Consider the following 12,835-nt stretch of genomic DNA (forward strand, 5'->3'; position numbering starts at 1 on the left):
CCATTAGGGGAGCGATTGCGCCACCCGGCGGGCGCATACCACCCACACCAGTGCCGCACCACCCTGGCCGCTGACCTGCGCCGATACCGTATCCGTGCAGGTCAGTGCGATGTTGACACCGCGCCCGTATCGACCAGTACGTTCGACCCGGTCCACCGTAGGACGACCGGCAGGAGAACACCCTCCCCGAGCACGCGCACGCCTCCGGGCCACAGGTGGCACAGCCACCGGGCGCCAGGTCCGGAACCGACGTGACACGCGCCCGGGAGGCCGCCCCACGCGGCCACGAACGGCAGAGCGGCACCCGTGCAGCCGCCCCGCCGGACGCGAGCACACCCCGTGCCGGAAGGTGAGACCGCGGCAGAGCCCGGTCGCCCAGTAGACAACGACCACCGCGACCGACAGCCAGCCGGTCCGGGGCCGGCCCGAAGGGCGACCGAGCTCCCGCCGCCACCACCCCACCGCCGAGCACGAGCCGAAACCGAATTCCCACCTCGAACGTTGTAACGTCACTGCATCACCCGACCGGCGCAACTCCGTGCCGCGCGCGGCAGCAGCGATCGCAACGACCCGACGAGGGGGCCCCACGGTGCCGCAGCTCGACAGCACCACAGCGCCCGCGGGCAGCCCGCCCACGGCGCCGGCACCCGCTCGCAAACAGCGGCTGCGCCGCACCCGCGCGACCGCCGTGAGCATCTACCGGCGCCCCGCCCGCCCGGTCACCGCACTCGTCAGCGGCCTGCTGCTCGCCCTCGCGTTCCCGCCGTACGACCTGTGGCCGCTGAGCATCCTGGCGGTGAGCGCGCTCAGCGTCGCGGTGCACGGACAACGCACCCGCACCGGCTTCGGCTACGGCCTGCTGTTCGGCCTGCCGTTCATGTTGTGGCTGCTCAAGTGGCTGCGCGTGGTGGGGCCGGACGCGTGGATCGTGTTGTCCGTGGTGCAGGCGCTGTACATCGGCGCGTTGGCCGCCGCGCTGACCCTGATCGGCCGACTGCGACTGTGGCCGCTGTGGACCGCGTGCCTGTGGGTCGCCGAGGAACTGGTGCGCGACCGCGTCCCGTTCGGCGGCTTCCCGTGGGGCCGGCTGGCGTTCGCCAACACCGCGACGCCGTTCACCCCGATCGCCGCGCTCGCCGGCGCCCCCGGGGTGACCTTCGCCGTCGCCCTCTCCGGCGCGCTGCTCGGCTGGGCCGCGCTGCGCCTGTACGGGCTCTACGCGGGTCGTAGCGACGCCTCGGCCGCCGAGCCCGCGCAGAGCGCCGGTACGCCGCGCAACGCCCTCCCGCTGGCCCTGGGCGCCATCGGCCTGGCGATCGCCGTCCCCGCGAGCGCCTACGCCGTTCCGATACCCACCGGGGGCGACGCCGCCGGCCCCGACAGCGCGACCATCGCGGTCGTCCAGGGCAACGTCCCGCGCACCGGCCTGGACTTCCTCGGCCAACGGCGCGCCGTCCTGGACAACCACGTCCGGCAGACCCACAAGCTGGCCGCCGACGTGCGCGCCGGCAAGGTCAAGAAGCCCGAACTGGTGATCTGGCCGGAGAACTCCTCCGACCTCAACCCGTTCGAGGAACGCGACGCGTACGCGCTCATCGACGGCGCGGTCAAGGACATCGGCGTGCCCGTGCTCACCGGCGTCCTGGTCGCCGGCCCCGACGCCACGCACATCCAGAACCAGGGCATCGTGTGGGACCCGGTCACCGGCCCCGGCGCCTCCTACACCAAGCGCCACCCGGTGCCGTTCGGCGAATACATCCCGATGCGCGAACTGCTCACCAAGTTCATCAGCCGGCTCGAACGCGTCCCGCGCGACTTCTACCCCGGCAAGACCGTCGGCGTCATGCAACTGGGCCCGGCCCGGATCGGCGACGTGATCTGCTTCGAGATCGCCTACGACAACGTCACCCGCGAAGCGGTCACGCACGGCGGCCGAGTCCTGGTCGTGCAGACCAACAACGCCACCTACGGCCGCAGCGGACAGCCCGAGCAACAACTCGCGATGTCCAGGCTGCGCGCGATCGAGCACGGCCGCGCGGTGCTGATCGCGGCCACCTCCGGGATCAGCGCGATCGTCATGCCGGACGGAAAAGTGGTCGAACGCACCCGCGAATTCACCGCCGACACCCTGGTCATGGACGTTCCGCTGCGCGACGACCGCACCCTGGCCACGCGACTCGGTTCGGCTCCCGAGTGGATCCTGGCTATCGTCGGTCTTCTCGCCTGCGCGTACGGCATTCTCCGCCGTCGGCGCAAGCCCCCGATCACCACCCCCGGCATCCCGCCGACCCCCGCCGACGCCGGCGTCGACAGCCTCGCCGACGCCAACGCCATCAAGGAGATGATGTGACCGACAGCGAGCAGACCAGCTTCGCCGACCTCGGCAAGGTGCTCGTCATCATCCCCACCTACAACGAATCGGAGAACATCGAGCCGATCGTCGCCCGGCTGCGCGCCGCCGTGCCCGACGTCGACGTGCTCATCGCCGACGACAACAGCCCCGACGGCACCGGCGACATCGCCGACACGCTCGCCGAGCACGACCCGCACATCCAGGTGATGCACCGGGCCGGCAAGGAGGGCCTGGGCGCCGCCTACATCGCGGGCTTCCGCTGGGGCATCGACCGCGGCTACGACATCCTGGTGGAGATGGACGCCGACGGCTCGCACCAGCCCGAGCAACTGCCGCGCCTGCTCGAAGCGGTGCGCGACGCGGACCTGGTGCTCGGCTCGCGCTGGGTCCCCGGCGGCGGCGCGGTCAACTGGCCCGGACACCGCAAGCTCATCTCCAAGGGCGGCAGCACCTACTCGCGGCTGATGCTCGGCGTCGACATCCACGACGTCACCGGCGGCTTCCGCGCCTTCCGCCGGGACACCCTGCTCGGCATCGGCCTGGACGAGGTCGCCTCGCAGGGCTACTGCTTCCAGGTGGACCTGGCCTGGCGGGCGATCCGCAAGGGCTACCGCGTCCTGGAGGTGCCGATCACCTTCATCGAGCGCGAGCGCGGCAACAGCAAGATGAGCAACTCGATCGTCGCCGAGGCGCTGTGGCGGGTCACCGCGTGGGGTGTGGGCCGCAAGGTCGGCAAGTACCCGAACGAGAGCACCCCCGAGACCGCCGCCGCCCACCCCGAGGGCGCCGGCGACACCGGGAGCGCCGGCGGCACCGGTACCACCCCGCCGAGGACGTGATCGCGTGAGCACCTCGCTGCGCCGAGCCGCCAAGCTGCTGCCGATCGTCGCGCTGCCACTGGCCGAGATCTACGTGATCAGCCGGGTCGGCGCCGCGATCGGGGCGGGCCGGACCTTCCTGCTGATCCTGGCCGGCGTCGCGCTGGGCTCGTTGGTGATCCGCTACGAGGGCCGCCGGGTGTTGACCCGACTGCGCGCGCTCGGCGAACAGGCGCAGCGCGAGGGCCAGAACGACCCGACCGTGCTCGCGGCGCAGGGCAAGGAGGCGACCAAGGCCGCCGCCGACGCCGGCGTGGTCATCCTGGGCGGCATCCTGCTGATCATCCCCGGGTTCATCACCGACGTGCTGGGCCTGCTGTGTGTGTTGCCGTTCACCCGGCCGCTGATTCGGCGACTGATCGGCACGGTGGTGGCCGCGAAGGTGGCGAACAGCCCACGGTTCTCCGGCGCGGTGCGGGAGGCCCGGATCCATCGCCCGGACGGCAAGATCGTGCCCGGCGAGGTGATCGACCCCAAGGACGTGCGCCGGGACGACGACCCGCCGCAGCCGCCGCGCGAGCTGCCCTGACGGCGCCGTTCGCACACGGCACGACGCCCGGGGCGCCGCGATCGTGAGATCGTCGGCGCCCCGGGCGTCGGTGCCACCTGTCGACGGGATCCGCACGCGCCCCGAGCGGGCTCGTGCGGTGCTCGCTCAGGCGCTCTTGCGGTTGTTGCGCGGATCGTGGTGGAGGTTGATCCCACCCGACCGCAGTACGGCGAGGCGCTCGGCGAGCACCTCTTCCAGCTCTTCCCGGGTACGCCGCTCCATGAGCATGTCCCAGTGTGTGCGCGTAGCCTTGTTCTTCTTTTCCTCCGGCGGCGCGCCGTCCACCAACTGCGCGACGGCACCGCAGCTACGGCACTCCCAGGTGGAGGGGATCTCCGCCTCGACGGAGAACGGCATCTCGAAGCGGTGCCCTCTGGGGCAGTCGTATTCCACGGTGCGACGCGGCGCCAGATCGATACCGCGATCGGTCTCGTAGCTGGTGGCGCCAAGGCGTGTGCCGCGGAGAGCTCGCTCACTCATGAATCGTGCCTCCTGGCTTGTCTACCCACATCGACAGGTCTTGCTGTCTCGTCCGATTGCAGAACGCGTGACGGGCCCCGAAGATTCCCGACCGAGGGGTCGGTGGGCAGGAGACGGGGTCCGTGACGGTGGGTGGCTACCCGAAAACGGATGATTCATCACATCGACGGGAGAAAGTGACATAAAACTCGCCTGATCGGCCCGGGGCGGTGCGGATGATGCCGGTGTTACGGGGTGGTGGGCGATTCCGACGGCCGGGGGCGGGGCGTCAACGGTCACGGATCTCCGCCCAGACGATCTTCCCGGTGTCGGTGGGGCGCACGCCCCAATCGGCGGTCAGACCGGCCACGATGCACAACCCCCGGTGTCGCTCGTCGTGGCCGGGCGAGGCGATCTCCTTGGGCAGTCGGCCGTCGTGGTCGACCACCTCGACGATCAGTCGGCCGGGGTGGTGGCGCAGCCGTAGCTCCATCGGGGTGCGGGCGTGCTCGGCCGCGTTGGAGACGAGTTCGGTGACCACCGAGCAGGTGGTGTCGTTGTGGTCGGTCAACTCCCAGCGACCCAGTGTGGCGCGCACGAAGTCGCGGGCCTCGCGGGCCGAGCGCGGCGTCGGCGGCAGATCCAGGCCCGCGGTGCGCTCGATGCTGTGCCGCGCGCGGACCAGGAGCAGTGCGACGTCGTCGGGTTCCTGGCCGGTGAGCATGGTCTTGGTGACCAGATCGGCGACGTCGGCGACGTTGTAGGCGCCGCCGGTGGTGCTGTCGATCTGCTTGGTGAGTTCCTGGAGTCGGTCGGTGAGCGAGGCGTCGTGCGACTCGACCAGGCCGTCGGTGTACAGGAGGAGTTGGTCGCCGGTGTCGAAGCCGACCACGGCGTCGTCGAAGGTGGTGCCGTCCAGGCCGAGCGGGACCCCGAGGTCGTCCTCCAGGAGTTCGACCTTGCCGTCGGCGCCGATCAGGGCGGGCGGCAGATGGCCGGCGTTGGACCAGTGCACGGTGGCGTCGCCGGGGTCGTAGACCGCGTAGACGCAGGTGATGATCTGGTCCTCGCCGCCGAGCCCGGTGACCAGCCGGTTGAGGTGCCGCATCACCTGCCCCGGCGGCAGGTCCATCACCGCGTACGCCCGTACCGCGGCGCGGAGTTGGCCCATCACGGCGGCGGCCTGCAGACCTCGGCCCATCACGTCGCCGACCACCAGGGCGATCCGGCCGGCGGACAGCGGGATCACGTCGAACCAGTCGCCGCCGACCTGTTGGCCCTTGGCGCCGGGGAGGTAGCGGAAGGCGATGTTGAGTTCGTCCAGGTCGGGCGGGACCTGGGGGAGCAGGCTGCGTTGGAGTTCGACGGCGGTGTCGCGGACGCTGCGGAACAGTCGGGCGTTCTCGATCGCGGTGGCGGCCTGCGCGGCGATGCCCAGGGCCAGTTGTTCGTCGCGTTCGGTGAACACGTCGGCCCGGGTGTGGCAGAAGGAGAACGCGCCCAGGTCCTCGCCGGTGGCGGTGGTCACCGGGATGGTCAGCAGGCTGCGTACCGGCGGTTGCCCGTCGGTGCTGATCCGATAGGGCAGCAGTCGACCGGCGGCGGGGTCCTCGGTGAGATCGCCGCGGCGCACGGTGACCGGTTGCGCGGTGGTGGTCTGCGGTCGGCTGCGCGCGGCCAGGGTGGGCCGCGGCCGGGGCAACCGGTCGATCAGCGTGGGATCGGGGCTGGTGACCGCGTAGCGGGTGTCCGCGACGCCGCCGGTGTCGTAGTCGACGTAGCGGAAGATGCCGTGCTCGGCGGCGATCACCGAGGTGGCGGCGTCGGTGGCGGCCTGGACCAGGCGTTCGAGGTTGAGTTCGCGGGTGAGCTTTTGGCCGACGCTGTACAGGGTCTCGACGATGCGGGTTTCCTGGTCGAGTCGGCGCTGTTTGTGGGCGAGTTGCTCCTGTTGCGAGCGGACCCGGTCGCGGGCGTCCTCGGCGACCAGGGCCTGTTGCGCGGTGGTGCCCTCGTGTGCGGCGAGGAGTTGTTCGAGGGCGTCCAGGCGCGCGGCGGCCACGTGGGTGGTGGGGGTGTGTTGGGAGGGGCCGCCGGCGAACGTCGGCGCGGTGTCGAGCGGGAGCAGGGCCAGCCGGGTGGACACCGCGACGGTGCGGAAGAGTTCGGCGATCCGGGCCGGGACGTGTACGCGGGTGAACATCAGCACGGTGAACAGTTCGCCGTCGGGGAGTTTGCCGGCGTAGCCGATCACCGACTTTATGCCGCTCGCCCGGATGAACTCCTTGTCCGGGACCGCGGCACTGGTCAGCGCGTCCGGGATGTGGTGGATGTCGTGCCGGTCCCATTCGTTGTCGGTGGGCAGCGGGCCGGCCACGATGTCCTCGGGGGTGACTCCGAGTTGGTCGAGCATGGCGCTGATCATCGGGGCCCGGCGGACCGCGTTCGCGTTCGGGAAGGCGACCACCTGGTGCTGGCGCGATCGGGTGCGGTCGCACCACTCGGGCTGATCGCCGATGGTGGCCAACAGGGTGAGGCAGCGCAGGTCGGGATGCGGGACGAGGTCGGGTTGCCGGCGCAGCGCGCGCTGCTCCAGGTCGGGGGTGAGGTTGCGCCAGGCCATGGTCTGGAACAGGCGGACGAGGACGAGTTGGGGCTGCCCGGTGTGCGGGTCGCGGAAGGTGGTGCGCAGGTGCTGCACGATCGCGCGGGCGGCGTCCTCGGTGGTGGCCGAGTCGGCGGTGACCTGGCGCAGTTCGGAGCTGCACACGACCATGTCGCTGACGGTGAAGTTGGCGAGGTCGAACACTGGGCGTCCACGTCCTCCGTGGGGGTGCGGGCCCCCATCATGGCGCGCGAGGGGGGACGGAGTGGTGCGTTTTGGGTATTTGCCGGCGGGTCGGGCGTACGCCGAGGCCCCCCGGGCGGGCTTGCTCGAGGGGCCTTCGTGGGAGGCGTGGTGGGCTTTGCGGGGGCATCACCGGGGTCGTCGCGAGGGGCGGCCGGGTGCGGGTGCGGGGCCTCGTGGGGGCGGTGCCGGGCCTCGCGAGAGGGCGGCGCGCGGGGTGGGTGCCGGGGGTCAGCCGGTGGGCTCGGGCTCGCGTTCGGGTGTCTTGGCGAGCGAGATCGAGGGCAGGTCGACGGGGAGGTCGTCGATGTGTCGCGGGAGCAGCGCGAGCAGGCGTTGGCGGTCGGCCTCCGGGGTGTCCTCCTCCAGCGGGTCGGGGGTGTGCGGGATCTGGATGCGCACCACCGGACCGTTGCCGATCCGGATGTAGCCGCGGCCGGGGGGCATGCCCTCGCCGCCGGAGATGCCGGGGCCGGAGCCCAGCACGGTGAGTGTGGTCTCCGGGTCGAGCGGGCCCAGTACGACCCGGGTGTGCGTGTCGGCGATCAGTGCGGGGCGCAGCCGCTCCAGGTGGGTGGGGCGGGCGCTGGTGATCACGCCGATGTGCGCGGCGCGACCCAGGCGCAGCGGGAGGTCGAGCAGTTCCTGGGGGTCGGTGGTGCCCTGGCCGGCGGCGAGGTCGGAGAGTTCGGTGATCTCGTCGAGGATCACCCACAGGGGGCGGCGGGCGTTGTCCGGTACCGGGGTGCCGTGTTGCTTGGCGTAGGTGACGGCGGCGATGCGGCGTTCGGTCTCGTGCCGCAGCCAGGTCAGGGTCTCCAGGGCGCCGTGGTAGCCGGTCTCGATCCGCAGGATGTTCCGCCGGCCGGCCAGGCACGCGTAGTCGCCGGAGCCGCTGCCGTCGATGACCACGATGTCGCCGTCCCGGGCGGCCTGGAGGGCGATGGTGCGCAGCAGGTTGGACTTGCCCGCGCCCGGGGCGGCGACGGCGAGCAGGTGCGGGTCGGTGCTGCGGTTGCCGGTGCGCCAGATGACGGGCGGGAGTTGGCGGGTGGTGTCGCCCACGTGCACGGGGATGCGGCGGTTGGTGCTGCCGGCGTCGGTGATGCCGAGCAGGATCTCGCGCGGCGCGGTGACGAACTGCTGGGCCGGCACGGCCGCGGGCAGCGGGGGCAGCGCGGCCAGGGTGAGGTGGTTGGTCTCGGTGTCCCACTCGTAGAGGTATTCGCGGCCGCGGCCGGTTTTGGCCTGGAGCACTCGTTCGATCCGGGCCCGGGCGGCGGGGTCTTCGTCGGTGAAGTAGGGGCTGTAGGTCAGTTCCAGGCGGACGATCCGGTCGTCGTCGAGTTCCCAGTGCCGAAAGGCGTTCTGGTACGGGCCACCGGGATGGAACAGTCGGGCGGGGTCGTGGTCGTCGGCGAAGTAGGGCACCAGGCCGTTGTAGACGGCCTGGAGTTTGACGTCGGTGGGGTCGGGGCCGGGCTCGGGGGCGGGGGGTTTGTCCTTGTGGCCGAGCCAGGCGGCGCCGGCCAGGATCAGGAGCAGCGTGATCAGCGGGGCGTAGGGCACGAAGTAGAGGGCGAGCAGGGCCGCGGCGGCGCCGGCGGCGCCGGCCTTGCGCTTGTCCGCCGAGGCGCCCTTCCACCAGTTGCGCGCCCACGCGAATTGCCGGTTCAGACCTCGGCTGAGGGTGAACACGGGCGACAGGGTGTCCCGCGAGAGGTGGGTGAAGCGGTGGGCGCGGGTGCGGGTGTTGCCGATGCCGTCCTTGGCGCGCCGGGCGATGGCGGCGAGGGATTTGGGGCCGGGGGACATGCGGTCTCCGTGAGGGATTGGTGCGGGTAGGCGACAGGCCCCGGTTCGGGGGATGAGCCGGGGCCAGGGCGTGTCTTCGAACGCCCGCCGGGGACGCGGCCGTTCGGCGGGGGATCGAGGACACGCCCTGGCGGCGGTGAAGACGGGGAGCCGATCAGAAGTTGAGGCCGCTGAGCAGGTTGGCGATGCTGTTGCCGCTCGCGGTGATGTGCGGGGCGATCGAGCTGCCGGCCAGGTAGAACCCGAAGAGGGCACAGACGAGTGCGTGCGGGAGTCTCAGCCCGTCCTTGCGGAAGAAGATGTAGGCGATGACGCCGAGCAGCAGGACGCCGGAGATGGACAGAACCATGGGTGCTCCTTCGGGCGGCGCACTCAGTGCGTTGGGTGCGCGGTGAGGATCCCGCTGCGGCCGAGGCCGTACAGGACCAGGAGGGTGGCGCCGAGGCGCCCGGGGGTGGACAACGCCCAGAGGGCGGCATGGAGGGCGATCACCAGCGGGAGCGTGGCGAGCGCGTACACGGTGTGGAAGGTGCGGGACTGGACGGTGTCGGCGCGGGTGGCGGGGGCCAGGGTGCGGCGGACCACCGAGACGAGGGAGGGCGGCGCGGGGGCGGAGGCGGGAGTGAGGGTGGGAGTGGGGGGAGCGGGCGGCGCCTCGGCGAGGGGGAACGGGTCGGGGCCCGGGGCGGTGGGGGACTTGGCGCGGGGATAGGGCAGCAGTCGCATGTGGGTGAGGCGCATGTGGATGGTTCTCCCCGAGGTGCCGGCCGGTTGGCCTATCAACGTATTACCTAAAGTTCTCTTATCGTCACAAATGGTGCACACGTGGCAAAGCATCAAACGGGTGGAATCGCCATCTCTTTTCCGGCGGTCCACTCGTACGGGTGATCCGGTTGGTCCGTACGCACAAGCGGGAGGCGGGAGTTGCGGCAGCTCGGGCGGAGACTGCGGACTCCGTCGCGGCGGGGCGTATTCGAGGTCGATTTCCCGGCAAACTCACCCATTGGAGTGGCTGCGAGCGGGCGGGGCGTTTCGACTCCGGCCTCGGTTCTGGCAGCGTGAGGCCATGGCCATCCTGCTCGTCGTGCACCACACGCCCTCGCCCACGCTCGCCGAGATGCTGGAGGCAACCCTCGCCGGCGCCCGCGACCCGGAAATCGAGGGCGTCGAGGTCCGCGTCCGGGCGGCACTCACCTGCTCGCCGGTCGAGGTCCTGGAGGCCGACGGCTACCTACTGGGCACACCCGCGAACCTGGGCTACATGTCCGGGGCGTTGAAGCACTTCTTCGACACGGCCTACTACCCGTGCCTGCACGAGACGGTCCGCCGCCCGTACGGCCTGTACGTACACGGCGGCAGCGATACCACCGGCGCGGTCCGCTCGGTCGAATCGGCGACAACCGGCCTGCAATGGCGCCGAGTCCGCCCACCGGTGGAAGTAGCGGGCCCGCCCACCCGGGAAACCCTCGCGTCCTGCACCGAACTGGGCGCAATCGTGGCGGCCGAGCTGATGCCGCAGGATTAGGGCGCGTCTTGGTGGCCCGGCGCGGCGCCGGATGGGGTCGGGCCGGGCTTCGGCGGTGTGCAACGGTCGGTCGACGTCGAGTCGCGGGCGGCAAAGGTCGCCGGGCTGCGTCGAAGGGGCGATGATCACCTGCCGATGGGCGTGGCTACGCCGGCGGTGCGTATGTCGCGGCGAAGTCGGCCGGCGTGAATCGCCGGAACGCGTTCGGCGAGTGGAAGACGATCCAGTCGCCGTGCGCGAAGGCGACCCGCTCGCGGTGGACGGTGAGGGCCGAGAACGCGATGTAGTCCGGCCCGAGGTCGCCGCAGGTGTCGGTCGCCTCGGCTGCGGTGATGGTGCGGATGTCGGCGTCCGACACGGTGATGACACTGCGGATCTCGGCCCAGGTCGCCACGCGGAGCTGGATCGCGTCGACCTGCGGCGGGCGAAGCGTGAAGCGAAGCACGGTGCCTCCCGGGATCGGGTTGCGGATGTCCCTGGGATAGACCACCGGCACGGTTGCGAGGTTGTACGGCGGTACGCGATCCACTTCGTGCCGTCCTCCGGGCAGGCCGATCGATGCCCGTCGGGCGCGCGAGGACGGCACCATCTCGGTCACCTCGCGCACCGCCCGTATGTCCCTGTGCGCTGCACTCGTGGCAACTCGCGACACTCTTGGTCGAGTTGCCCGCACCTGCCAGGCAACGCGACTACGGCGCATCCCACTCGAACGGACGTCGCGAGCCCGCCGGGCTGCTAGTCGAGAGGGACCGCTCCGTGACCATGTGCGGCAGCCTCGATGCGGCGGGCAAGCTCGATGTCGTGCTCGGCGACGTGGCCGCCGAGGTCGCTGGAACTGATGCTGATGTGGACTGTGCGATACCCCAAAGTCGCGTCGGAGTGGTGGCCCCAATCGTCTTGGATTGCCGCGATGTGTACGACGAACGCGGCACCGGCGACGTGGGCGATCGAGTACGTACGCTCGATCCGGCGCCCGTCGGTGGTCCAGCCCGGCAGGTCGGCGGACAAAATCTTCTCGATCTGCGTATGGGTCAACGCTTCAGCCATCAGGTCTCCAGGGTCAGAGGAGTGAGCAGCGCAGCCAAGTCGCGGCCGATCGAGTGATCGTGCCATGCCTGCATGTCTGCCTTCAGCGATGCCAGTTCACGGACGGTCCGAATACTGCCGGTCCCCAGGGCCGCATCGACCGCCACGTGTGCCAGGTCAAGCGCGGCCTCGGGCTCGCCGAGTGCCGCCTTGGCGCGCGCCCGGCGTGCACTCCACACACCGACATCCCGCCGGGCGGGTCCGGCCGAAGAGGGAATGATGTGTTGCCACAGTTGATCGGCCTCCGCGTGTAGGCCGAGCCGGCCGTAGCACGTCGCGCGCTGTACCTGGAGGTAGTGGGGAGTGCGGAGGCATGCGGTGCCCCATTGTTCGACGTCGACGGTCCGAATGATCCGTTCGGCGTGGTCGAGCAGTCGGTCCGTCTCGGGGCGATTGCCAAGGAGGGAAGCGCCGTGCGCCTGCTGCTGCAATGCGAAGACACGCAGTTCCGGGGGCAATTGCCGCTCGACGCCGAGTACGTTCGCACACAGGTCGACTGCGGCACCGCCCGCGCCTGCGTCGGTGTGTGCCATGGCCCGATCCACGAGGGAGCAAGCCACGGCTTGCGCGTTGCCGGAGCGGTGCGCCAACTCCGTGGCGACGCCATGCCAGTGCGCTGCGAGCGCGATGTCGCCGGCGTCGAGATACAACCAACCGGCGAACGCGGCGAACGCGCTACCCGCTGCGGACAGTCGATGTCGGACGCCGGCCTCGGCGTCGTCGATCAGCCGCGTGATCAGGTTCAACTGTGCGGTCACTGTCCCTATCAGCGCGCGGGGGCCGAGCATCATGTCGGCGGTGTAATGCCCGGCAAGCTGACGCTCGAAGTAGTCGATGAGGGCCGGATCCACCCGGGTTCGCTTCGTGCGCATGGTGCTCGGGACGGCGACACCGGAGATGGCGAGCGCGGTACCGCTGACGAACTGCCTTCGATCCACGGGTTCAACGGTAGGCATCGGCGGCGGGTACGTCACCGGCTGCGAGGGAGGATTCGGTCCAATGCCAAGTTCCGCCTCGGTCATTCCCGTGAGCGCGACGAGGATGCGCCGGTAGATGGCGCGCGGGCGGCGAGTGTCGCCGTCTTCCCACCGAGCAACCAGGCGCGCGTCGACCGAGACCTGGCGCTCACCCAGTCGAGCGGCTGTGGCTTGGAGGTCGTTTGCGAACTCGCTGCGTGACTGTTGCCTCCGCGCTTCTCGAACAGCGCGCAGTCGAGTGTTTGGCGTGCGGTCGATGGCCATGGTTCCAACCTCGCGTGCCGACGGTGTCATCACCGTAGCGACGACGTGGTCTCGAATATGGCGAAACAGGTGCGGAATGC

General features: G+C 70.7%; 12 protein-coding genes. 4 read left to right on the forward strand and 8 right to left on the reverse strand.

The window, feature by feature from the left end:
* The first annotated feature begins 589 nt into the window (after positions 1–589).
* The 3 genes from lnt to ABZ374_RS33935 are packed head-to-tail and all read left to right on the forward strand — an operon-like array spanning position 590 to position 3,760.
* Positions 590–2,350, forward strand: coding sequence for an apolipoprotein N-acyltransferase (gene lnt / locus ABZ374_RS33925; protein ID WP_360318564.1), 1,761 nt, complete (start codon positions 590–592; stop codon positions 2,348–2,350).
* Positions 2,347–3,192 carry a polyprenol monophosphomannose synthase gene (locus ABZ374_RS33930; protein ID WP_360318566.1) on the forward strand — a complete coding sequence of 282 codons (846 nt, stop codon included), beginning with the start codon at positions 2,347–2,349 and terminating at the stop codon, positions 3,190–3,192. The genes lnt and ABZ374_RS33930 overlap by 4 nt, the downstream gene beginning before the upstream one ends.
* Before the next feature lie 4 nt (positions 3,193–3,196).
* Positions 3,197–3,760 carry an FxsA family protein gene (locus ABZ374_RS33935; protein WP_360318569.1) on the forward strand — a complete coding sequence of 188 codons (564 nt, stop codon included), beginning with the start codon at positions 3,197–3,199 and terminating at the stop codon, positions 3,758–3,760.
* A 126-nt stretch (positions 3,761–3,886) separates the two neighbouring features.
* Here ABZ374_RS33935 and ABZ374_RS33940 read toward each other — a convergent pair whose 3' ends face one another.
* From ABZ374_RS33940 to ABZ374_RS33960, 5 genes are all read right to left on the reverse strand, one after another.
* On the reverse strand, positions 3,887–4,261 hold the full coding sequence (locus ABZ374_RS33940) for an RNA polymerase-binding protein RbpA (RefSeq protein ID WP_360318572.1): 375 nt from the start codon (positions 4,259–4,261) through the stop codon (positions 3,887–3,889).
* Positions 4,262–4,529: 268 nt separating this feature from the next.
* On the reverse strand, positions 4,530–7,049 hold the full coding sequence (locus ABZ374_RS33945; protein WP_360318574.1) for a SpoIIE family protein phosphatase: 2,520 nt from the start codon (positions 7,047–7,049) through the stop codon (positions 4,530–4,532).
* Between the two features lie 270 nt (positions 7,050–7,319).
* A complete protein-coding gene (locus ABZ374_RS33950) occupies positions 7,320–8,903 on the reverse strand; it encodes an ATP-binding protein (protein WP_360318577.1) in 1,584 nt (527 codons plus the stop codon).
* Positions 8,904–9,057: 154 nt separating this feature from the next.
* Positions 9,058–9,252: a DUF2304 domain-containing protein gene (locus tag ABZ374_RS33955; protein ID WP_360318579.1), complete on the reverse strand. Its 195-nt coding sequence runs from the start codon at positions 9,250–9,252 to the stop codon at positions 9,058–9,060.
* Positions 9,253–9,275: 23 nt separating this feature from the next.
* Positions 9,276–9,644, reverse strand: a complete 369-nt coding sequence (locus ABZ374_RS33960; protein WP_360318582.1) for a hypothetical protein — start codon at positions 9,642–9,644, stop codon at positions 9,276–9,278.
* Between the two features lie 325 nt (positions 9,645–9,969).
* On the opposite strand from ABZ374_RS33960, the gene ABZ374_RS33965 reads away from it, so the two are divergent.
* Positions 9,970–10,428, forward strand: a complete 459-nt coding sequence (locus ABZ374_RS33965; protein WP_360318585.1) for a flavodoxin family protein — start codon at positions 9,970–9,972, stop codon at positions 10,426–10,428.
* Positions 10,429–10,573: 145 nt separating this feature from the next.
* Here the strand turns inward: ABZ374_RS33965 and ABZ374_RS33970 are convergent, their stop codons facing one another.
* The 3 genes from ABZ374_RS33970 to ABZ374_RS33980 form a co-directional block, all read right to left on the reverse strand.
* Entirely contained in the window at positions 10,574–11,035 is a 462-nt protein-coding gene (locus ABZ374_RS33970) for a hypothetical protein (protein WP_360318588.1), read from the reverse strand.
* 128 nt (positions 11,036–11,163) lie between these two features.
* Entirely contained in the window at positions 11,164–11,478 is a 315-nt protein-coding gene (locus ABZ374_RS33975) for a 4a-hydroxytetrahydrobiopterin dehydratase (RefSeq protein ID WP_360318679.1), read from the reverse strand.
* Entirely contained in the window at positions 11,475–12,755 is a 1,281-nt protein-coding gene (locus tag ABZ374_RS33980; protein WP_360318590.1) for a Twin-arginine translocation pathway signal, read from the reverse strand. Before ABZ374_RS33980 ends, ABZ374_RS33975 begins: the two co-directional genes overlap by 4 nt.
* Positions 12,756–12,835 lie beyond the last annotated feature (80 nt).

The organism is Embleya sp. NPDC005971, from assembly GCF_040629175.1.
Classification (GTDB): Bacteria; Actinomycetota; Actinomycetes; order Streptomycetales; family Streptomycetaceae; genus Embleya.